Source organism: Tessaracoccus bendigoensis DSM 12906 (assembly GCF_900141915.1).
GTDB lineage: Bacteria > Actinomycetota > Actinomycetes > Propionibacteriales > Propionibacteriaceae > Arachnia > Arachnia bendigoensis.
The window spans coordinates 40,284-60,516 of sequence record NZ_FQZG01000004.1; the positions used below are offsets into that span (position 1 = coordinate 40,284).

At 65.6% G+C, this 20,233-nt stretch carries 21 protein-coding genes; 15 read left to right on the plus strand and 6 right to left on the minus strand.

Annotated features, from left to right (window positions below):
• Entirely contained in the window at positions 1 to 744 is a 744-nt protein-coding gene (locus tag BUC15_RS00760; RefSeq protein ID WP_217652063.1) for a LytR/AlgR family response regulator transcription factor, read from the plus strand.
• The gene (locus BUC15_RS00765; protein WP_073185483.1) at positions 741 to 2,042 is read left to right on the plus strand and encodes a sensor histidine kinase; all 1,302 of its coding nucleotides are present in this window, start codon (positions 741 to 743) and stop codon (positions 2,040 to 2,042) included. Before BUC15_RS00760 ends, BUC15_RS00765 begins: the two co-directional genes overlap by 4 nt.
• Here the strand turns inward: BUC15_RS00765 and BUC15_RS00770 are convergent.
• Genes BUC15_RS00770 through BUC15_RS00780 form a run of 3 tightly spaced genes read right to left on the minus strand, consistent with a single transcriptional unit; the run spans position 2,035 to position 6,093 of the window.
• Positions 2,035 to 3,036 carry a glycosyltransferase family 2 protein gene (locus BUC15_RS00770; protein WP_073185485.1) on the minus strand — a complete coding sequence of 334 codons (1,002 nt, stop codon included), beginning with the start codon at positions 3,034 to 3,036 and terminating at the stop codon, positions 2,035 to 2,037. The two genes, BUC15_RS00765 and BUC15_RS00770, sit on opposite strands and share 8 nt — an antisense overlap.
• Positions 3,037 to 3,049: 13 nt before the next feature.
• Positions 3,050 to 3,700 (minus strand): GtrA domain-containing protein, encoded by a 651-nt coding sequence (locus tag BUC15_RS00775; protein WP_217652064.1) that lies wholly within the window; start codon positions 3,698 to 3,700, stop codon positions 3,050 to 3,052.
• Positions 3,700 to 6,093, minus strand: a complete 2,394-nt coding sequence (locus BUC15_RS00780; protein ID WP_073185489.1) for a glycoside hydrolase family 3 C-terminal domain-containing protein — start codon at positions 6,091 to 6,093, stop codon at positions 3,700 to 3,702. The genes BUC15_RS00775 and BUC15_RS00780 overlap by 1 nt, the downstream gene beginning before the upstream one ends.
• Before the next feature lie 191 nt (positions 6,094 to 6,284).
• Between BUC15_RS00780 and BUC15_RS00785 the strand changes: the two genes are divergently transcribed.
• Together BUC15_RS00785 and BUC15_RS00790 are read left to right on the plus strand one after the other, a co-directional pair.
• Positions 6,285 to 6,638: an ArsR/SmtB family transcription factor gene (locus tag BUC15_RS00785; RefSeq protein WP_073185491.1), complete on the plus strand. Its 354-nt coding sequence runs from the start codon at positions 6,285 to 6,287 to the stop codon at positions 6,636 to 6,638.
• Positions 6,639 to 6,647: 9 nt separating this feature from the next.
• Positions 6,648 to 7,625, plus strand: coding sequence for an SRPBCC family protein (locus tag BUC15_RS00790; protein ID WP_073185493.1), 978 nt, complete (start codon positions 6,648 to 6,650; stop codon positions 7,623 to 7,625).
• Positions 7,626 to 7,633: 8 nt separating this feature from the next.
• On the opposite strand, the gene BUC15_RS00795 is transcribed toward BUC15_RS00790, so the two are convergent.
• Positions 7,634 to 7,957 carry a putative quinol monooxygenase gene (locus tag BUC15_RS00795; protein ID WP_073185495.1) on the minus strand — a complete coding sequence of 108 codons (324 nt, stop codon included), beginning with the start codon at positions 7,955 to 7,957 and terminating at the stop codon, positions 7,634 to 7,636.
• Positions 7,958 to 7,994: 37 nt separating this feature from the next.
• On the opposite strand from BUC15_RS00795, the gene BUC15_RS00800 reads away from it, so the two are divergent.
• The 5 genes from BUC15_RS00800 (at position 7,995) to BUC15_RS00820 (ending at position 13,356) form a co-directional block, all read left to right on the plus strand.
• The gene (locus BUC15_RS00800) at positions 7,995 to 10,028 is read left to right on the plus strand and encodes a prolyl oligopeptidase family serine peptidase (protein ID WP_073185497.1); all 2,034 of its coding nucleotides are present in this window, start codon (positions 7,995 to 7,997) and stop codon (positions 10,026 to 10,028) included.
• Between the two features lie 83 nt (positions 10,029 to 10,111).
• Positions 10,112 to 10,417, plus strand: a complete 306-nt coding sequence (locus BUC15_RS19255) for a hypothetical protein (RefSeq protein WP_073185500.1) — start codon at positions 10,112 to 10,114, stop codon at positions 10,415 to 10,417.
• Positions 10,417 to 11,187, plus strand: coding sequence for a lysophospholipid acyltransferase family protein (locus BUC15_RS00810; RefSeq protein WP_073185502.1), 771 nt, complete (start codon positions 10,417 to 10,419; stop codon positions 11,185 to 11,187). Before BUC15_RS19255 ends, BUC15_RS00810 begins: the two co-directional genes overlap by 1 nt.
• Before the next feature lie 131 nt (positions 11,188 to 11,318).
• Entirely contained in the window at positions 11,319 to 12,431 is a 1,113-nt protein-coding gene (locus tag BUC15_RS00815; RefSeq protein ID WP_245787839.1) for a D-alanine--D-alanine ligase family protein, read from the plus strand.
• A 1-nt stretch (position 12,432) separates the two neighbouring features.
• Positions 12,433 to 13,356 carry a thiamine-phosphate kinase gene (locus tag BUC15_RS00820; protein ID WP_073185506.1) on the plus strand — a complete coding sequence of 308 codons (924 nt, stop codon included), beginning with the start codon at positions 12,433 to 12,435 and terminating at the stop codon, positions 13,354 to 13,356.
• A 98-nt stretch (positions 13,357 to 13,454) separates the two neighbouring features.
• Here the strand turns inward: BUC15_RS00820 and BUC15_RS20615 are convergent, their stop codons facing one another.
• Positions 13,455 to 13,706 (minus strand): hypothetical protein, encoded by a 252-nt coding sequence (locus BUC15_RS20615; protein WP_245787840.1) that lies wholly within the window; start codon positions 13,704 to 13,706, stop codon positions 13,455 to 13,457.
• Here BUC15_RS20615 and BUC15_RS00825 point away from each other — a divergent pair.
• The 5 genes from BUC15_RS00825 (at position 13,705) to BUC15_RS00845 (ending at position 18,937) form a co-directional block, all read left to right on the plus strand.
• Positions 13,705 to 15,996, plus strand: a complete 2,292-nt coding sequence (locus BUC15_RS00825) for an FtsK/SpoIIIE family DNA translocase (protein ID WP_073185616.1) — start codon at positions 13,705 to 13,707, stop codon at positions 15,994 to 15,996. The two genes, BUC15_RS20615 and BUC15_RS00825, sit on opposite strands and share 2 nt — an antisense overlap.
• A 15-nt stretch (positions 15,997 to 16,011) precedes the next feature.
• A complete protein-coding gene (gene rimO / locus BUC15_RS00830) occupies positions 16,012 to 17,424 on the plus strand; it encodes a 30S ribosomal protein S12 methylthiotransferase RimO (RefSeq protein WP_073185508.1) in 1,413 nt (470 codons plus the stop codon).
• Positions 17,421 to 18,017 carry a CDP-diacylglycerol--glycerol-3-phosphate 3-phosphatidyltransferase gene (gene pgsA / locus BUC15_RS00835; protein ID WP_073185510.1) on the plus strand — a complete coding sequence of 199 codons (597 nt, stop codon included), beginning with the start codon at positions 17,421 to 17,423 and terminating at the stop codon, positions 18,015 to 18,017. The genes rimO and pgsA overlap by 4 nt, the downstream gene beginning before the upstream one ends.
• Positions 18,018 to 18,048: 31 nt before the next feature.
• Positions 18,049 to 18,528: a CinA family protein gene (locus tag BUC15_RS00840; RefSeq protein ID WP_073185512.1), complete on the plus strand. Its 480-nt coding sequence runs from the start codon at positions 18,049 to 18,051 to the stop codon at positions 18,526 to 18,528.
• Positions 18,529 to 18,661: 133 nt separating this feature from the next.
• Complete coding sequence (locus tag BUC15_RS00845; RefSeq protein ID WP_073185514.1) at positions 18,662 to 18,937, plus strand: helix-turn-helix domain-containing protein; 276 nt, start codon at positions 18,662 to 18,664, stop codon at positions 18,935 to 18,937.
• Between the two features lie 10 nt (positions 18,938 to 18,947).
• On the opposite strand, the gene BUC15_RS00850 is transcribed toward BUC15_RS00845, so the two are convergent.
• Positions 18,948 to 19,766: a DeoR family transcriptional regulator gene (locus tag BUC15_RS00850; RefSeq protein ID WP_084189243.1), complete on the minus strand. Its 819-nt coding sequence runs from the start codon at positions 19,764 to 19,766 to the stop codon at positions 18,948 to 18,950.
• 207 nt (positions 19,767 to 19,973) lie between these two features.
• On the opposite strand from BUC15_RS00850, the gene BUC15_RS00855 reads away from it, so the two are divergent.
• Entirely contained in the window at positions 19,974 to 20,168 is a 195-nt protein-coding gene (locus BUC15_RS00855; protein WP_073185516.1) for a DUF3046 domain-containing protein, read from the plus strand.
• Positions 20,169 to 20,233 lie beyond the last annotated feature (65 nt).

Here is a 20,233-nt window from a genome sequence, read left to right on the forward strand (position 1 = left end):
GTGCCGATAGGGTTCCGCTACGGAGGGGCAATGTTTCGGATCGGCATCGTTGACGACCAGCAGGAGAGCAGGGGCCTGCTGAGGTCCTACCTCGCACGCTATTCGGCCGAGAACGCGACCGAGGTCATGGTGGAGGAGTTCGCCGACGGCTCGGAATTGACCGCCGCCTACGTACCGCGCTTCGACATCATCTTCCTGGACGTCCAGATGGCGAACTTGGACGGGTTCGCCACGGCCCGGCTGATCCGGGAGATCGATCCGTTGGTCATTTTGATCTTCGTCACGAACATGGCCCAGTTCGCCATCAATGGATACGAAGTGGATGCCCTGAGCTACCTGCTCAAGCCGGTGCCCTACTTCGCGTTCTCGCAGGAACTCAAGCGCTCGCTGGAACGGCTCGTGCGGTCGCGGGACGAGTACATGGTTCTGCCGGTTGACGGGGAACTGATCCGGCTGGCACTGGCGGAGGTCGTCTACGTGGAAAGCGACAAGCACCGGCTCGTGTTCCACACCCGGGACGCCGACCTGATGATGACAGGAACGCTGAAGGAGTTGGCCGTCAAGCTTGAGCCGAAGGGCTTCTTCCGGTCCAACAGCTACCTCCTGGTCAACCTCCGTCACGTCGAGGGCTTCGGCCAGAGCGAGTCGCGCCACGTCGACGGAATCCACCTGCCGGTCAGCCGTTCAAGGAAGAAGGCCTTCCTTGAGGCCTTGACCCACTACTACGGGCAGAACCCCAAGTGACAGACGTTCTGCCTGACATCCCTCGGGCGGTGACCGGGCTGGCGGAATGGCTGGCCTGCGTTGTCTACCTGCTGGCGCTTCCCCGACGGTTCGGACCCTTCGGCACGGCTGCCCTGTTTGCCGCTGGGTTCGTGACCCTCACCGTCATCCAGCTCCTGGCCGGCGCGCTGCCGCTGCAGTTCTGGATGCCGGGGATGGCCTTGGCCGCCCTCGGTATGGGGGCCTTCATCGCCGGGGTGGCAAAGCTCGGGCCACGTGACGTCGCCTATGTGACGGCCCGTGCCTTCGTGCTGGCCGAACTGGTCGCATCGCTGGAGTGGCAACTCCACTCCTACTATTTCCATCCGACGCCGGGGGTCTCGTCTCCACCCGCCGTCGCGACTCTGGTCGTGGCCTACTGCATCGTCTTCGGCGGCGCATACCTACTCGAGCGCCGACACTTCGACGGGGCGCCCCCTGCGATCGGCTGGCGGACGTTGAGCATCGCGTTCGCGATGGTGGCGATCACCTTCTCGCTCAGCAACCTCAGCTTTCTGACCCCGAACACGCCGTTCAGTGGGACCGTCTCGATGCAGGTCTTCTACATCCGCACGCTCGTCGACCTCGCCGGTTACATCGCCCTGTACGCGCAGCACGAGCAGTTGCGCACGCAGCGGGCGGATCTCGAATTGGCAGCCATGGATGCCATGCTGCGGACGCAGCACGATCAGTATCTGGCCGCGAAGCGCGACATTGAGCAGGTCAGCCGGGCATCGCACGACCTCAAACACCAGTTGACGGTGATCCGTGCCGAACTTGATCCAGCGCGTCGAGACTCCCACCTCGACGCGCTGGAGGAGTCGTTGAACCAGTTCGGAGCGGCCTTCGACACGGGCAACCCGGTGCTTGACGCCATCCTCACTTCGAAGGCGCGCTACTGCCAGACAAGGGGCATCAACTTCACCTGCGTCGCCGATGGCAGGTCGCTTGGTTTTGTCGAGACCATGGACCTGGCCAACATCGCAGGCAATGCGCTCGACAATGCGATCGAATCGGTCATGAGGTTGCCGGATAAGGAGCAGTGGCTGATCCGGGTCGCCATCCATGATCAGGGTGGGTTCGTGGTGTTGCGGTTCGAGAACTACTTCGACGGCGAACTCCGCTACGCCGATGGCCAGATCGCGACCCGCAAAGCGGGCGATGGCCACGGGTTGGGCCTCAAGAGCATCCGGAACGCCGCCGAGAAATACGGGGGGAAGGCGACGGTGACCCATGAGGGCAACTGGTTCGGCCTGACGGTGCTGATGCCGGTCAGTTGAACCCGATCGCGAGCCTCGCCATCCGGTAGGCGGCCACCGAGACCCTGCGCCCCGCCCGACCGGGCAGGTTCACCAGCCGGCCGATGCTACTGCGTCGAAGTTGATGATGGGCCGAGGCGTGCGTGAATCGCAGTTCTTGCCAGAGGTCGCGCTTGAGGCGCAGGTGCTCGGGTTCCCCGGCCCGGATCAACATGATCGACGAGATGGCGCACACCAGCCCCAGGTAGTGCACCTGGTAGCGGTGCAGGGCCTCCGGCGTGGTCCCACTGGGTGGGAGGGCCTGGATCATGAGGTGGTTGACCTTGAGTTGCTGGTCGAGCCTGCCGAGCATCACGGCCTCGTTGACCGACTGATCGAGACGACCGATGTGGTATCGGTACAGGTCGACATCCAGGTACCGCATCCGGGTCACGTAGGGAAGCGGGACAAACGCGTACAGGTTGTCGACATAGAACGTGTGTTCCGGGAGCCGTAGACCCGACTCACGCAGCACCTCGGTGCGGTAGGTGAGCGCGTGCATCAACAACCCCTGATCCGCGCGGAACCGACCAACATCCTGCCAGCCGAACTCGCGCCCGACCGGTAGCGTCGTGCGGTAGCGCATGGCGTGGCGTCGGCGTTTGCCTTCTTTCTCATAGACGAAGTTGGTCACGACCAGGTCGAGGCGCTGCTGCCCCCGAAGGGTTTCCAGGAGTGCGGCCAGCGCACTCCGGTCCACCCAGTCGTCGCTGTCGATCACCTTGAAGTAGTTGCCGGTGGCCGCATCCAGCCCCGCGTTGACGGCCGAGCCGTGCCCCCCATTGGGCTTGCTGACCACACGGAGGCCCGGGTGCCTGTCCGCGTAGTCGCCCGCGATCTTGGCCGTCGCATCCTTGGAGCCGTCGTCGACGACGATCACCTCCAGGTCGTCGTCGAGCGGCAGCATGGAATCCAGGCAGCGCCTCAGGTAGTCCTCAGAGTTGTAGCTCGGAACCACCAAAGTCAGGGTCTTCACTTGGCAACGCCCTTCATGCCTTCTCGCCGTCTTGCGAATCCTCAGTAGACGCTACCGGATCTTCGCGGAAGATGACCTTCAAAATCGGGTAGAAGACCCAGAAGGAGATGATCGCGTTGATGATCATGGTGCAGACGTCGGCGACGGTCTCTCCGGTCCTGCCCCATCCGAGCGTGTCCATGAAGAAGGCGTAGACGGGGGCCTTGTAGAAGCCTTGGGCGGCCGCCGCGACCAGGGTGATGACGACGTAGGCGATCAGGTACCAGAAGGCGGCTCGCCCGATGCTGGAGTTTGACTTGAAGGTGATGTTGCGCTGCGCGAAGAAGTTGATCACCTGGGCGATCAGGATCGCCAGCTGCACCGCGAGGAAGTAGGCGAGACCCCCGCCGCCCTCTGGGAGCGCACCCGCGGCGTAGTCGAAGATGAAGTACTGCGACCCGTCGACGTTGGAACCGATGGGCCACACCTGGAAGTTGGTGTCGATCAGGGCGGTGTTGGCGAAGATGGCGCGGAAGACCGGCATGATCACGATCTGCAGCACCGTCACACCGTTGCTCACGATGAAGAACATGAGGAACCGCGACAGTTCCGGGTGGCGTTCGCTGAAGCTACCCCAGAGGGTGCGGATTCGGGTGAGCATTGTGGGTTTGCTTTCTGTGGTCATCAGTGTTGGCCTTCGAGTTGGCGGGTGAGGTTCTTGACGGTGCGGCGGTTGCGGCGGAAGCCGCCGAGCACCATCCGCAGTCCGCGGAGGTGGTGGCCGTTGGCCAACGTGACGATCCCGTCGACCATCTCGTCGTTGATAGTGCCGCCCGTCATCTTGCCGATGGCGCGAAACGGCATGTTGTAGAGGAAGGCGATGTTCAGGTCGGGTTCGCCCTTGGCCTCGCTGCGGCGACGCATCAGATCAAGCACCCAGTGGGCGACGCGCCCCAGCGGGCTCTTGGCGTGGCGCAGATCGCCGAGTGGATCGTTGCGGTCCAGTTCTGCAGGGAGCGCGTCCTGGGGGACAGTGACGCCGAGCCAGTCGCTGAATTCGGCGTCCGTCAGTCCACGCAGCATCGCAGAACGTAGCTGATCGGGATCGACCGTCGCGGAGATGCTCTCCCCGGCCACGTTCAGCTCGCCGGAGAGCCGCAGGTCCTGTGCGCTGGCGGCGATGATCACCTGACGCGTTCCCGCTTCGGTGATCCAACTGCCGGTCTCAGCATCGAAATGCCGCCAGGTGTAGCGGTCGAATGCGATCTCGACCCGGCGAGACTCGCCGGGCTCGAGGTGGACCTTCGCGAAACCCTTCAGCTCCTTCTCGGGACGGACGATCGCGCTGCCCGGGGTCGACACGTACAACTGCGCGATCTCGGCGCCTGCGACGGTGCCGGTGTTGGTGATGGTGAACTCGGCGCCCTCGTCGGAGAGCTGAAGATCTGAGTAGCTGAACGTCGTATAGCTGAGACCGAAGCCGAACGGATACCTGACGCCTCGCCTGCTCGCGTCCGAGTACCGGTAGCCGATGAACAGGCCCTCCCGGTAGATGCTCGGCCGACCGTCGGCGGGGAAGCGTCCGAAGGTGGCAGTGTCGGTCAAGGCCATCGGGTGCGTCTCGGCCAACTTCCCGGAGGGGTTGACCTCACCGGTCAGGACCCGGACGGCGGCCTCGGCGCCGGCCTGACCCGACAGGTAGCCGTGCAGGATGGCGCGCGTCTGGTCCGCCCATTCCATGTCGACGACCGAGCCGGCACTCAGGACCACCGCGATGTTCTGGTTGACCGCCGCCAGTGCCCGCACCAGTGAGAGTTGTGCCTCCGGCAGGAAGATGTGACGGCGGTCGACCCCCTCGGACTCGCTGACCTCGTCGAGGCCCAGATACAAGACGATGACATCGGACTTGCGGGCCAGAGCGACAGCCTCGCGCTGCAGGGCCTCGTCGGTCTCGCTGTGGCGCCGGTAGCCCTGTGCATACCCGACCAGATCGATTCCGCTGGCCTCAATGACATCCTTGGCGTTGCTGACGCGCGTCGGGTTCACCGCGGATGAGCCGGCCCCCTGGTAGCGGGGGGTGGCGGCCATATCGCCGATCAGGGCCACCTTGGCGCCGGGGGCCAACGGTAGGAAGTCGTCTTCGTTCCGCAGCAGGACCATGGCCTGCTCAGCGGCCTTGCGGGCGAGCGCATGGTGGGCATCGAAGTCGATCTGTGGCTTGGGGTTGGAACGTGCTTCAAGAGCCAGTCGAACCACCTCAGCCGCGCGCTGCGTCAGGGCAGCCTCGTCGAGCCGTCCCTGCTGCACCGCGTCGACCAACTGGCGCACCGAGTCGAGCCCGGGGGCCGGCATCTCCAGGTTTGCGCCCGCTGCGATGGCGGATGCAGCGTCGTTGCTACCGCCCCAGTCGCTGATCACCACGCCGTCGAAACCCCAATCGTCACGCAGGATCTCGGTGAGCAGGTGGCGATTCTCGTGTGCGTACGTGCCATTGACCATGTTGTACGAAGTCATCAGGGCCTTTGGTGAGGCCTCTCTTACGACGATCTCGAACGCGGTCAGGTAAAGCTCGCGAAGCGTCCGCTCGTCGACGACGGAGTCGGATGCCATGCGCCTGAGCTCCTGGCTGTTTGCGGCGAAGTGCTTCGGTGTCGCCGCCACCCCCTCAGCCTGGATGCCGCGTACAAACGCGGCGGCCAGCTTTCCGCTCTGGTACGGATCCTCGGAGAAGTACTCGAAGTTTCGGCCGCCCAGCGGGCTGCGCTTCAAGTTGAGGCCGGGGCCGAGAAGGACGTCGACGTCCAGAGCCCGCGCCTCCCGGCCGAGGGCGTGGCCCACCTCATCGGCCAGTTCCACGTCCCAGCTGCACGCGATGGTGGCCGAGGTCGGGAAGCAGGTTGCTTTCACCGACGCGTTGAGCCCCAGGTGATCGCCGGCGCCCAGCTGCTTGCGGATGCCGTGCGGACCGTCCGCCATGAAGAAGGACGCTACCCCGCGTCGCGGAAGGTCGCGTGACTCCCAGACATTCTTGCCGCTGAGCAGAGCGGCCTTCTCCAACAGGGTCCAGTTCTCGATCATCGAGCATCTCCAGTGATGTGCAAGTTGGCCGCGTTGCCGCAGCGGTGATGAATACAAGTCGACCATGGACGGGCCCGCAACTCGGGGGAGCCTGCACAAGTGGCACGTTCGACGGCACAATCCGTCGTTGACGGACCCATATCGCGCATGGGGGTTGACGCGAAGCCGAGCCTCCTCTAATCTACAACCAAATGGTTGTAGATACTGGTTCTCTGACAGGCATCACCGACGACGAGGTCGACCGGATCTTCCGGGCGCTCGCCGACGCGACGAGGCGCGACATCCTCCGTCGCACCCTGGCGGGAGAGGTGAGCGTCTCAAACCTGGCCGCCGACTACGACATGAGCTTCGCGGCCGTGCAGAAGCACGTCTCGGTTCTGGAAGGAGCTGGTCTTGTGACGAAGACCCCGTCCGGCCGTGAGCGGAGGGTCCGGGCCAACCCCGAGACCATCCGCAAGGCCCAGCACCTGCTCGACCACTTCGCGCGGCTGTGGGTCGGCCGCATCACCCGGCTCGACGACCTGCTCGCCGAGGACAACAGGTAAGGAAACACCATGCCCATCACCTCCGTCACCCAGGACCCCGAAGCCCTGACGCTCACCGTCGTCGCAGATTTCGCGGTGCCTGTGCGTCGCCTCTGGGACGCATATGTCGACCCACGCCAGATCGAGCGCTTCTGGGGTCCGCCTGGCTGGCCGGCGACCTTCACTCGCCACGATGTCGCCGTCGGTGGCCGGTCCAACTATGCGATGCACGGGCCCGAGGGCGAGAAGTCCTGCGGCTACTGGGAGTTCCTGGCCGTCGACGAATGCGTGGGGTTCGAGGTCCTCGACGGTTTCGCCGATGAGGAAGGCAACCCGAATCACGCGATGCCGACCATCCGGATGGAGTTCGCCTTCGAACCAACCGACGGCGGGTCCCGGATGGTCACGACCAGCCACTTCGCATCGCTGGAGGAGCTGGAGAAGCTCGTCGGGATGGGCATGGTCGAGGGCATGCGGGCCGCCATGGGCCAGATCGACGACGTGCTGGCCGACCTGGCCTCGTTCGCGGCGGGCAACGGCACCGAGGTCGCCCTGCTCGGCGACACCCAGGCCAGGATCACGCGCATCATCCGCGGCACCGTGCAGCAGGTCTGGAGGGCGCACCACGAGCCTGAACTCCTGCGCCGCTGGATGCTCGGCCCAGACGGGTGGACCATGCCCGTGTGCGAGGTGGCCACGGCGGTGGGGGAGAGCTACCGCTACGAGTGGGAGAACCAGGACTCCGGTGAACGGTTCGGTTTCACCGGGCTGCTGCTGGAGTCGCTGGCGCCGGTGCGGGCCGTGACCACCGAGGCGATGATCGGCATGGAGGGCCCGGCCGTCGTCAATGAGTTGACGCTGACCCCCCTGGAGGTCGGGACCCTCCTGAGCCTGGTTTGCACCTATCCCGATGCTTCGACCCGCGAGCTGATCCTCGGCACTGGCATGGCCGATGGCATGGAGACGAGCTATGCGCGGCTGGAGCGGGAGGTTCTGGGCGCGCGCTGAGGCGGAGATCAGCCGATCTTGAGCTCTCCCATCTCATCCCAGCCGACGCCGTCAACCTTGCGGGAGACGATCTTCGGGGTTGCGACGAGCAGCGGGCGCATGGTGTCGAGCCCGGCGGCGAAGTGTTCCGAGCTGACGTGCGCCCCTGCGGCGCCGTCATCGGCGAAGGCCTCGACCAGGACATATTCGGTGGGGTCCTCGATGCTGCGGGACCAGTCGAACCAGAGGTTCCCCGGCTCTGCGCGGGTGGCCGCTGTGAACTCGGCCGTGCTCTCCGGAAACGTGTCGGCGAACTCGGGCTTTACCTGGAATTTCACGACGATGAAGTGCATGACACCCACCCTAACGGGGCACGGATAGGCTGGCGCGATGGACGAACGCGACGAATATCTCTGGCTCGAGGACGTCGAGGGTGAGGCGGCGCTCGACTGGGTCCGGGCCCGGAACGCCGAATCCGAGGCCCAACTCGCCGACACCGTGGAGTTCGCCCGGCTGGAGGCCGAGCTATTGGCCATCTACGACTCCGACCGGCAGCTTCCCATGATCGGAAAGCACGGCAAGTGGTACTACAACTTCTGGCGTGACGCCGACCATCCGCGGGGCATTTGGCGGCGCACGACCCTCGACGAGTACCGTCTGGCGGAGCCCACCTGGCAAACCGTGCTCGACCTGGATGCGCTCAACGAGGCCGAGGGTGAGAACTGGGTCTGGCACGGAGCGGAGTTCCTGCGGCCAGAGGCGCCGCGGGTGCTGGTCGCGCTTTCCCGGGGAGGTGCCGACGCCGACGTCACCCGCGAGTTCGACGTCGAGGCCTGCGCGTTCGTTGAGGATGGATTCGTCCGGCCCGAGTCGAAGGGCAGCCTCACCTGGCGGGATCAGGACTCGGTGTTCCTGGTCGCCGACCTCGGGCCCGGCACCGTCAACCGGGCCGGCTATGCCCGAACGGCCCGGATCTGGCGCCGCGGCACCCCGATGAGCGAGGCGACCGTGGTCTTCGAAGGGCCGGAAGACAACGCCGGTTATGGCATCTTCGCCGGCCGCGACCGGACGCCGGGTTTCATCCGCGACCTGCTGGTCCATTACCTCGACAGCCGTGACGCCGTCCTCTACATCGGCGACGCCGCCGACCGCCTCGTCCGCGTCGACGTGCCGGACTCGGCCGTCAAACACGTCCACCGCGAGTGGTTGGTCGTCGAACTGCGCGATGAGTGGAGCGTCGGCGACCAGACACATCCGGCGGGCTCGCTGTTGGTGACCGACCTCGACGACTTCCTCGCAGGCGGGCGCGACCTCGCCGTCCTGTTCACCCCGACGGAGACCTCCGCGCTGGCAGAGGTCACCTTCACCCGCAACCACATGCTGCTCAACGTCCTCACCGACGTCGTCAGCTCGCTCACCGTCGCCACCCATGTCGACGGGGACTGGCAGACGAGACCACTGGACGGCGTCCCCGAACTTGGCACCCTGCACGCAGGGGCGGTCGACGACGAGACCTCCGACGAGATCTGGCTGGTCGTCACCGACTACCTGACGCCCACGTCGCTGCTCCTCAGTGACCTCTCGGGCGACGATCCCCCGGAGCTCATCAAGGCCGAGCCCGCCGCATTCGACGCTACCGGTCTCAGCGCCCGACAGCGGTTCGCCACCTCCGACGATGGGACCCGGGTGCCCTATTTCCTCATCGGGCCCGCCGACCTGGAGCCCGACGGGTCCCACCCGACGCTGCTGTACGGCTACGGCGGCTTCGAGATCTCGCTCACCCCCGCCTACGCCGCCGCAGTAGGGAAGGGATGGCTCGAACGGGGCGGGGTCTACGCGGTCGCCAACATCCGAGGCGGCGGGGAGTATGGCCCCCGATGGCACCAGGCGGCGCTTCGGGAAAACCGGCACCGCGCCTACGAGGACTTCGAGGCGGTCGCCCGCGACCTGATCGATACCGGCATCACCTCGCCGACCCATCTCGCCATCCGTGGTGGCAGTAACGGTGGCCTGCTGACCGGCAACATGCTGGTGCGCACCCCCGAGCTATTCGGCGCGGTCGTCATCCAGGTTCCGCTGCTGGACATGCGCCGCTACACCCACCTCCTCGCGGGAGCGTCCTGGATGGGGGAGTACGGCGACCCCGACGTCGAATCGGACTGGAAGTTCATCCGGACCTTCTCCCCTTACCACCTCATCGACGCTGCGCGTGGCTACCCGCCGACGCTGCTGCTCACCTCGACGCGCGACGACCGCGTCCACCCCGGCCATGCGCGCAAGATGATGGCCGCGCTCGCTGAGGCGGGCAAGGAAGTGTCCTACTTCGAGAACATCGAGGGTGGGCATGGCGGCGCGGCCGACAACCGGCAAAGGGCACACATGGACGCCATCTGGCTAGGGTTCCTGTGGAGGCACTTGGGGTAGTTCGGGAACACTCAGCAACCTGTTGCCGACAGGCAGGGCCAAGAGCCGACGCGGTTGATGTCCACACCGCTACCCTGTCCGACATGAAACAGAAGTGGCTGGCCTACGCGCTCGTCGTGTTGGCCGCGCTAGGAGCTTTGAGCGTCTCGCTCACCGGGGAAGACGGCTTCAACGTCGCCCCCGCCGTCCTCGGGGTCGTCATCGGGGCGACCCTGCTGTTCGGGAGAAGACCCTGGTGGGCTTGGTCGGCGATAGGTGCGGCCGCTGCTACCGCGTTGGTTGCGCTGCTGCTGCGCGGCAGTGACGGATGGTACCTGCTGCCATCGGCCTTCCTGGCCGCGGTCGCCGGGCTGTTCGACCTGACGGCACCGAAGAGGGAGGCATCCTGATGGCTTTTCGTAGGCCCCACTTCGACAAGACGAACAAGGAACCGGCCTCCCGCGTCTTCCGTTTCCTCGCCCACCTTGCGCGTAACCTCGTCCCGTTCATTGCCCGCACCAGCTGGTCCGGCGGCGAGCACATCCCCCGGGAGGGTGGCGCCATCGTGGTAGCCAACCACATCTCCAATTTCGATCCGATCACACTGGGCGAGTTCCTCATCTGGCAGGGCCGCTGGCCGAGGTTCCTCGGCAAGGCCGACATCTGGAAGGTGCCTGTGCTGGGGTGGGTCGCCAGGAAGTGCGGCCAGATCCCGGTCTACCGCGGCACCGACCGGGCGGGGGAAAGCCTCGTGCATGCGAGGGAAGCGCTGGAGGCCGGCAACCTCGTGGCCATCTATCCCGAGGGCACCATCACCGCAGATCCGGACGGCTGGCCCATGAGCGGTAGAAGGGGCGCGGCGCAACTTGCACTCACGACCGGCGCGCCCGTGATTCCCGTCGTCCAAAATGGCGCCGATCAGGTGCTCGGCGGAAAGAAGATCGAAGTCAGGCGGTTGTTCGGGAGACGCAAGGACATCACGATCGTCGCCGGGCCTCCGATCGACCTCTCCCGGTTCGCCGGGCAGGAGCCGACGAAGGAACTGCTCGACTCGGTGACGACCCTGCTGCTCGACACACTCACCTCCATGCGGGCTACGCTCATCGGGGAACCAGCACCCGAGGGTCGCTACGACATGCGGCAGGGTCGACGACTACCGATCACCAGACGCGACCAGTAGCGCTTGGGCCACGGGTGAGGGGAGCGCACCAGCGCAATGCGCGTGCCCGATAGGGGATGCGGCTCCGCCGAAGGGTAGAGTGCCTGCCCGGTGGGTGTCTCAAACCCGCCGGAAATGCTTTGGAGGAAGTAGTGAGCGATCGTACCCACGTCGCACTGATCTTCGGTGGCCAGTCTTCGGAGCACGGTATCTCGTGCCTGACGGCGTCCTCGGTGCTGAACGCCATCGACAAGGAACGCTACGACGTCGTTGGCGTCGGCATCTCCAAGTCGGGCCGGTGGTCGCAGGTCCCGCTCGAGACGATCGCCAACTACGAGATCGTCGACGGCGTCCCTCCCCACGTGGAGGAGGCGGACAACGAAGCCGTCTGGATGGTCGGGAAGAACGGCTGCGAGGTCGCCACCCGCACCGGCGAGACACTCGTCGACATCAACGGCGTAGATGTGGCCTTCGCTCTCCTCCACGGCCCCTACGGCGAGGACGGCACCATCCAGGGCATGTTCGAGATGATGGGAATCCGTTACGTCGGTAGTGGTGTCACCGCCTCGGCGGTCGGCATGGACAAGCACTTCATGAAGATCGCCTTCGAAGCGGCCGGGCTGCCCGTCTACCCGTATGTGGCCGCATCGGCCCTCCGGCTCGTTCAGGAGCGCGATGCGGTCATCGCCGAGATCAACGAGTTGACCTACCCCCTGTTCGTCAAGCCGGCCCGTGGCGGCTCTTCCATCGGCATCTCGCGCGTGGCTGATCCGTCCGAATTGGATGCCGCCATCACCGAGGCGCAGCGTTACGACCCGAAGATCGTCGTAGAGCAGGGCTTCGTCGGCGCGCGGGAATTGGAATGCGCGGTCCTCGGCAATCCGGACGCCCCACTTGGTTGCGACGCGTCCGTGATCGGTGAGATCCGGGTCCAGGCCGACGACGGGTTCTACGACTACCAGGCGAAGTACTTCGATGAGGACGGCGCCGCGCTCGACGCACCGGCCGACATCCCGGCCGAAATCTCCGAACGGTTGCGTGAGCTGGCCAAGCGGTCGTATGCCGCGGTCGACGCCGAGGGGCTCGTGCGTGCCGACTTCTTCGTCGACGGCGACGAGATCTACATCAATGAGGTCAACACCATGCCTGGCTTCACAAGGATCTCGATGTTCCCGACGCTGTTCCAGGAATCCGGCATGAGTTACGCCGACCTGGTGGGCCGCCTGATCGAATTGGCCCTCGAACGACCGGTCGGGCTCCGCTGACGTGTCGGGCGAGTTCGAGCTGATCGACCGGATCACCGCCGACCTCGAGGTGCGCGACGATGTCCTGCTCCCGGTCGGCGACGACGCAGCCGTGTTGCGGCTCTCGGGCGACACCGTCGTAACCACGGACATGCTGATCGAAAACGTCCACTTCAAACGCCAGTGGTCCCCGGCGCGCGCCGTCGGGCGCAAGGCGGTTGCCGTCAACGTCTCCGACGTCGAGTCGATGGGCGCGAGGCCGAGTTCGGTCGTCGTCGCGCTCGCCTTCCCGAAGGACCTCGACCAAGCGTGGGTCGCCGAGTTCGAGGAAGGTGTGAAGGAGGAATGCGCCACGGCAGGGGTCAGCCTCGTCGGGGGCGACCTCAGCAGCGCCGCCATCATCGCGGTGTGCGTAACGGCCATCGGCGACCTTGAGGGCCGACGCCCGGTCACCCGCTCCGGCGCCAACGCCGGCGAGGTCGTCGCGGTGTGCGGCAGGCTCGGTTGGTCGGCGGGTGGGCTCGCCGTCCTGCAGAGGGGCTTCCGCTCACCCAAGGAACTGGTCGCAGAGCACCTGACCCCAACCGTGCCCTACGGACAGGGCGCGCTCGCATCCGCTGCCGGGGCCACCTCCATGCTCGACATCTCCGACGGGCTGCTCGCCGACCTCGGCCACCTCGTGGAACGCTCGGACGTGGGCATCGACGTCGAAACCGCCAGGGTTGAGATCCCGGAAGGGGTCGAGCGGGTGGCGGCGGCCACCGGCAAACCTGCGTTGGGCTTCGTTTTGGCTGGCGGGGAGGATCACGCCCTAGCCGCGACCTTCCGCAACGAGGCCGTCGTGCCCGCCGGTTGGACGGTGGTCGGCTCGGTCAACGATTCAGGCAAGGTGACGGTCGACGGCGTCGCCTGGGAGGGGTCGACGGGCTGGGATCACTTCGGCTGACGATCATGCCGCAGCCACCTACCCCTGCCGGTCCGAGGCTGGCATTTCCGGCGACGTCGGCGTGGAAAGTAGGCCAGTTCGTGGCCGTGGGTTAGCGTTTACCCCATGGCGTCCCGCGGAACTTCCTCCTCAGCGCGGAACACCAGCACTTCGACGCGTTCAAAGGGCACGTCCAGCGCTGCACGTTCCAGCAACAATAAACCTGCCCAGAAGTCGACCTCCTCGAAGTCGTCGGCGGCCTCGAAGCGCGCCCCGGCCAAGAGCAGCACCACCACGCAGACGAAGGTGATGCCGAAGCAGGGCCCAGGAATCGGATCGGCGATCCTCAAGGGTGTCGGCGTCGCGGTCATGGGGCTCGCCCACGGCGTCGGGTGGGTGGCCCGCAGCTTCGGCGGCGCCGCGCGGGATGTCGATCCCAAGCACCGCCGCGACGGCTGGGGCCTACTGCTCCTGATCCTCGGCATCGTCGTCGCTGCCAGGTTCTGGTTCGCCCTCCCCGGTCCGGTAGGCAACGCCCTGGACGTAGCCGTCACCACGGTGTTCGGCTCCCTGTCGATCGTCGTGCCCGCCGTGCTGCTGTACGGCTCCTGGCGGGTGCTGCGCCACCCGGGCGAAGTCGAAAAGGCGCCAAGGACCGGCCTCGGCTGGACCCTGATCACTTTGGGGGTTCTCGGTCTGGTCCACATCGCACGGGGGCTCCCCGCGCCGACGGACATGGCAGCCGTGCGGGTCGCAGGAGGGGTGCTCGGCTACGTCAGCTCCAGCATCCTGACGGATCTACTGACGCGGTGGGTGTCCGTGCCCGTCCTGATCCTCGTCACCCTGTTGGGGGTGTTCATCGTGATCGGGCGGCCGCTTCGGGACATCCTCGGGGGAATGAAGGTCGCCCTCGGAACTCTGGTCGAAAAGGACGAGGCCCCCGCGGAGAAGCTCAAGCTAGGTGTCGCCGTCCCATATGACACGCCGCTGATCGAAGACGAACCGGTCGACTACTTCGGCGGCGAGGAATCCGACGACGACCTGCTCCCGGCCACGATGACGGTCGACCCTGACCCGGAACCGGCGTCCAGGACCCGCCCCGCGGCCGGATTGCCGAAGGACGAACCGCGCGACCTGGAACCTCCACAGCACACCACGCCGCCACCTCGTGCCGAACAGTTGCAGCTCAGCGGCGACATCGCCTACCTCCTGCCGGACGAGCAGGCACTGAAGCCGGGGACCAGGCCGAAGTCCCGCACCGAGGCCTCCGACAAGGTCGTGCGCCAACTCGCCGCGGTCCTCACCGAGTTCGAGATCGACGCGCACGTCACCGGCTACACCAGGGGTCCGACTGTGACGAGGTACGAGGTCGAGCTCGGCTCGGCGATCAAGGTCAGCAAGGTCACGGGCCTCGCGGACAACATCGCCTACGCCGTCGGCTCAAACGAGATCCGGATCCTCACCCCGATCCCCGGCAAGTCCGCCATCGGCATCGAGATCCCCAACCTCGACAAGGAGGTCGTCAGCCTCGGCGACGTGCTGCGCTCTAACAAGGCCAGGAACGACCACCACCCGATGACCGTCGGCCTCGGGAAGGACGTCGAGGGCGGGTTCGTGTGCGCGAACATGGCCAAGATGCCCCACCTGCTGGTCGCGGGCGCTACCGGCTCCGGCAAATCCAGCTTCATCAACTCGTTGATCACCTCGATCATGATGCGCGCCACCCCGGAGGAGGTGCGCCTCCTCCTGGTCGACCCCAAGCGGGTCGAACTGAACCAGTACGAGGGCATCCCGCACCTCGTCACGCCCATCATCACCAGCCCGAAGAAGGCCGCGGAGGCCCTCGCCTGGGTGGTGCGCGAGATGGACATGCGCTACGACGACCTCGCCGCGTTCGGGTTCCGTCACGTCGACGACTTCAACAAGGCGGTGCGGGCTGGGCAGGTCAAGCTGCCGGAGGGGTCCGAACGGGTCCTGAGCCCGTACCCGTACCTGCTGGTCGTGGTCGACGAGTTGGCCGACCTGATGATGGTCGCCCCACGCGACGTCGAGGAGTCGGTGGTGCGGATCACGCAGCTCGCGCGCGCCGCGGGTATCCACCTGGTGCTGGCAACCCAACGTCCGTCGACCGACGTCGTCACCGGGCTGATCAAGGCCAACGTCCCTTCCCGCCTGGCATTCGCCACCTCGTCGATGACCGACTCAAGGGTCATCCTCGACCAGCCGGGAGCCGAGAAGCTCGTCGGCAAGGGCGACGGGTTGTTCCTCCCGATGGGGGCCAGCAAGCCGATCCGTGTGCAGGGTGCCTGGGTCAACGAGTCCGAGATCCGAGAGATCGTCGAGTTCATCAGCGGGCAGCTCCAGCCCAACTACCGCGAAGACGTCGCGATGGTCGGCGCCGCGGAGAAGAAGGTCGTCGACGACATCGGAGACGATCTCGAACTCGTACTCGACGCCTGTCGCCTCGTCGTGGAGTTGCAACTCGGCTCCACATCGATGCTGCAGCGCAAGCTGCGGGTGGGGTTCGCCAAGGCCGGGCGGCTCATGGACATCCTGGAGAGCAGGGGAGTGGTTGGCCCGTCGGAAGGCTCGAAGGCGCGCGAAGTGCTCGTCAAACCAGACGATCTGGACGGGGTGCTGATGAACCTCGCCAACGGCTGAGCCATAATAGGTTCGATGTCCAGCCCGCTCCGCTCAGTCCATATCGCATCGCTTGGATGCGCGCGCAACGACGTCGACTCGGAGGAGTTGGCCGCCCGGCTGGAATTGGGCGGTTTCACCCTGGTCGAGGATGCTGGCGAGGCCGAGACCGTCGTGGTCAACACTTGCGGGTTCGTGGAGCAGGCGAAGAAGGATTCGATCGACACGCTGCTCGCTGCCGCGGACCTCAAAGATGCGGGCACCGTCAGGTCCGTCGTGGCCGTCGGCTGCATGGCCGAGCGCTACGGCGTCGAGCTGGCCTCTTCGTTGCCTGAGGCGGACGCGGTGCTCGGGTTCGACGCATACGCAGACATCGCCGAACGGCTGCGTTCGATCCTCGAAGGAGAGCAGCAGATCTCGCATGTGCCGAGGGATCGCCGCAAGCTTCTTCCCCTCACCCCGTCGGCCCGCCCGGCCGCCGCGGTCGCCGTCGCGACGCCGGGCCACTCGCCGCTGCCGGAGGGTCTGGCTCCGCTCAGCGGACCACCGACCCTGCGGCGCAGGCTGGCCAGTGGGCCGTCAGCGTCGCTGAAGATCGCCTCGGGCTGTGACCGGCGCTGCGCCTTCTGCGCGATCCCTGCGTTCCGTGGGAGCTACCTCTCGCGGCCGATCGAGGAGTTGGAAGCCGAAGCCCGCTGGCTGGTCGAGGATGGCGTCAGGGAACTGTTCCTGGTCTCGGAGAACACCTCGTCGTATGGCAAGGATCTGGGAACCGGGCACCGACTGGAGCGACTGCTCGGGCGGTTGGCCGGAATCGACGGGCTGGAGTGGATCCGCGTCAGCTACCTCCAACCGGCCGAGATCAGGCCATCGCTGATCGACGCCATGCTCGGCACCGAGAAGGTCGTGCCCTACTTCGACCTGAGCTTCCAGCACGCTTCGCCGTCGGTGCTGCGCGCGATGCGCCGCTTCGGCGACCCCGACAGTTTCCTTTCGCTGATCGGTCAGATCCGGTCCAAGTCGCCTGAAGCAGGGATCCGCAGCAACGTGATCGCAGGGTTCCCGGGCGAGACCGACGCGGATGTCGAATGCCTGCGCCAGTTCATCATCGACGCCGACCTCGACATGCTAGGGGTGTTCGGCTACTCCGATGAGGAGGGCACCGAGGGCGCCACTCTTCCGGGGCACCTGGCCGCCGAGGAGATCGAGGAGCGTCGCGCCATGTTGGCCGATGTGGCTATCGAGGTGTGCGAATCGCGCGCCTCAGAGCGCATCGGCGAGGAAGTCGTGGTGCTCGTCGAGGAGGCCGACGGGATCGGTCGGGCCATGCATCAGGCGCCCGAGACCGACGGCAACACCACTCTTGACGGGCCTGCTGAAGTAGGCTCGCTCATCCCCGCCCGGGTGATCGATTCGGACGGTATCGACCTGATCGCGGAGGCGAAATGAGCGACGATAAACCCAGCAACTGGAACGTCCCGAACATCCTGACCGTGATCCGCATGGTCATGGTGCCGATCTACGTGATGTTGCTGTTCCTCGGCCCGGACCAGTTCTCGTGGCGTATCGCCGCAACGCTGGTGTTCACCGCCGCGATGCTCACCGATCTGGCCGACGGTCACATCGCCCGCAAGTACAACCTGGTCACGGACTTCGGCAAGCTCTGGGACCCAATCGCCGACAAGTCGCTCACCGGCGCGGCGTTCATCTCGCTCAGCATCCTGGGCGAACTTCCTTGGGCGTTCACCATCATCATCCTGCTGCGCGAATGGGGCATCACCTGGGTGCGTGAGAGGTTGAAGAAGTACGGCACCGTGATGGCGGCAAACAAGGGTGGAAAGGCCAAGACCTTGACCCAGACGTTCGCGCTCATCCTGTTCAACCTGAACCTGAGCTTCCTCCCCGGGCCGCTCGGGGTCATCGCCTGGGTGCTGATGTGGGCCGCGCTGATCCTGACGGTGGTCACCGGCATCGACTATCTGCGTCAAGCGTGGCGGATTCGCCGTGATTCAATCGCCGACAAGCAAGGCCCGGTAGCCTGACGGGCAACGACCACCCCGGCTGGAGGACGCCGTGACACTCGCTGAAGAGCTGATCAGGAAGATGGCGGGGCGGTCACTGACCCTGTCGACATGTGAATCGCTCACCGGCGGAGGGATCGGTGCGGCTCTGACCTCCGTCCCAGGAGCGTCCGCGGTGTTCCGGGGTGCCCTCGTCACCTACGCACGAGACCTCAAAGCATCGTTGGCAGGAGTCGACGAGGAACTGATCGCGCACGAGGGCGTCGTCAACGAACTCACTGCCCTCCAGATGGCCCTGGGTGCCCAGACCGCCTGCGGTTCGGACTGGGCGGTGTCCACCACCGGTGTAGCCGGGCCCACTGAGACGGACGGCGCCAAGGTCGGCACTGTCTGGTTCGCCGTGGTCGGGCCGCGGATCGGTACGTTCGAGGGGGCGAAGTACACAGAACTCAAGGAGTTCCAGGGAGATCGCGAGCAGATCCGGCACGCCGCCATCGACCATTCCTTCGAGATGCTGCTGCGGGTCCTCTAGCCTCCTCTGGCCTGCTCCGACCAGCTGTTGTACTCGGGCTTGGAATCTTTCGCTCAAGGGGGAACAATTCGGACCAGAACTTGGTTACAACAACCGATGGCGGGCAGTCGGTCCGCCAAAAGGTAGGTACACCATGAAGACGATTCTGATCCGTAAGGTGATGGGTGAGACGCTCCGGGAACTCCGGATCGCCGCAGGCATGACGCTGCGTGAGGTCTCCATGGCTAGCATGGTTTCGCTCGGGTATCTGTCCGAGATCGAACGCGGCCACAAGGAAGCCTCTAGCGAGGTCCTCTTCGCAGTCGCGTCGGCCTTGGGCGTGTCCCTGTCCGATTTGATGGTCGCCGTGAGCGGGAAGTTGGCCGTCCTCGAGACGGCGCGTCTCCCGAAGGTGGCAGCGGCCGCATAGCGGCCGTGATTCAGTCTCCGACGAAGCCAAGCACCTCGCGAGAGGTGCGGCGCCCGCGGGGTGTCGTCTCACCGAGGCGCGCCGCCTCCACCACGTGGACCTCGATACCTGCGTCACGGAAACCCTGGAGTTCCTCCTCCGGGGCCCCGGAGTCGGTTACGAGCACCTGAAAATCGGTCAGCCCTGCCATCTTGGCAAGGGTCCGGTGTCCGATCTTGCTCGAATCGACCGCGACGATCACGGTCTGCGCGCGATCGATCATCGCGTAGTTCGTCCTGGCTTCGATCTCGTCGTGCGTCGTGAGGCCCCCGGAGACGCTCACCCCGTCGGCACCGATCACTGCAGTGCCCACATTGACCAGTTTCATGGTCGATTCGGCGAGCGAGCCGACCAGTTCAAGCGAGTTTGAGCGCAGCACGCCACCTGCGATCAGCACTCGGGCCTGGCCCTGTTCAGCCGCCTCAAGGCCAATGCTGAGCGAGTTGGTGATGATGGTGAGGTCGCTACGGCTGCGAAGAACCCGAAGCACCTCAGCGGTAGTGGTGCCGCCGGTGAGCCCTATTGCATGCTTGCCCTGCGGGATCAGAGTCGCGACTTTGCGCGCTATCCGACGCTTGGACTCCTGGTTCCGGCCGTCCCTGAGGCGCACCGGCAATTCGCGATTGCCCTTCACCGGACGGGCACCTCCGTGCGTGCGCTCCAGAAGCCCTTGTGAGGCAAGCAGGGCAACGTCGCGTCGGATCGTGGCAGCTGAGGCATCGAGCGCGTCTGCCAGGTAGGACAGCGGCAACTGTCCCTGCTCGGTGAGAAGCGCCAGCAGCGCTACCATCCGGTCTGACCTCTTGTGGGACGGCGTTCCGGGCGCATTCATCCGGTTGGGCTCCTTCGCACCTGTGGCTCAGTTGTGAGCAGTATGCGCACAACGACTGAGCGTAAGTGTACTAAACCTGAGTGCCTGTGCGCACAAAGTGATCGCTCACGCGAGCATCTGAACTGCGCGAAACTGGACGATGGACTCAGGGAGTAGGGTGTCCGGGTGCGTGAGGTTGAGTTGTGGCAGCGGTTGAACTCCGTGCTGCCCGGAGGCTATGCGGCGTCCTGGGCCGACCAGGTCGTGATGGAGGAGCTCGGCAGTCGCACCGTCCGGGAGGCTCTGGCGGCGGGGATACCTTGCAAGCGCGTCTGGCGCGCGGTCTGGGCTCAACTCGAACTCCCCGCGAATCTGCGCTGAGACGTCGGCGTGTCGAGTTCCATTCGAACGGATGTTCGGTAGGATGATGGTTAGTTGTCCACAGG

Excerpts from the sequence above, each read along its gene's own strand:
- BUC15_RS00775 (WP_217652064.1), bottom strand. The coding sequence starts at position 3,700 with ATGACCACAGAAAGCAAACCCACAATGCTCACCCGAATCCGCACCCTC.
- BUC15_RS00780 (WP_073185489.1), bottom strand. The coding sequence starts at position 6,093 with ATGATCGAGAACTGGACCCTGTTGGAGAAGGCCGCTCTGCTCAGCGGC.
- BUC15_RS00785 (WP_073185491.1), top strand. The coding sequence starts at position 6,285 with ATGGTTGTAGATACTGGTTCTCTGACAGGCATCACCGACGACGAGGTC.
- BUC15_RS00790 (WP_073185493.1), top strand. The coding sequence starts at position 6,648 with ATGCCCATCACCTCCGTCACCCAGGACCCCGAAGCCCTGACGCTCACC.
- BUC15_RS00795 (WP_073185495.1), bottom strand. The coding sequence starts at position 7,957 with ATGCACTTCATCGTCGTGAAATTCCAGGTAAAGCCCGAGTTCGCCGAC.
- BUC15_RS00800 (WP_073185497.1), top strand. The coding sequence starts at position 7,995 with ATGGACGAACGCGACGAATATCTCTGGCTCGAGGACGTCGAGGGTGAG.
- BUC15_RS19255 (WP_073185500.1), top strand. The coding sequence starts at position 10,112 with ATGAAACAGAAGTGGCTGGCCTACGCGCTCGTCGTGTTGGCCGCGCTA.
- BUC15_RS00810 (WP_073185502.1), top strand. The coding sequence starts at position 10,417 with ATGGCTTTTCGTAGGCCCCACTTCGACAAGACGAACAAGGAACCGGCC.
- BUC15_RS00825 (WP_073185616.1), top strand. The coding sequence starts at position 13,705 with ATGGGGCTCGCCCACGGCGTCGGGTGGGTGGCCCGCAGCTTCGGCGGC.
- BUC15_RS20615 (WP_245787840.1), bottom strand. The coding sequence starts at position 13,706 with ATGACCGCGACGCCGACACCCTTGAGGATCGCCGATCCGATTCCTGGG.
- rimO (WP_073185508.1), top strand. The coding sequence starts at position 16,012 with ATGTCCAGCCCGCTCCGCTCAGTCCATATCGCATCGCTTGGATGCGCG.
- pgsA (WP_073185510.1), top strand. The coding sequence starts at position 17,421 with ATGAGCGACGATAAACCCAGCAACTGGAACGTCCCGAACATCCTGACC.
- BUC15_RS00845 (WP_073185514.1), top strand. The coding sequence starts at position 18,662 with ATGAAGACGATTCTGATCCGTAAGGTGATGGGTGAGACGCTCCGGGAA.
- BUC15_RS00850 (WP_084189243.1), bottom strand. The coding sequence starts at position 19,766 with ATGGTAGCGCTGCTGGCGCTTCTCACCGAGCAGGGACAGTTGCCGCTG.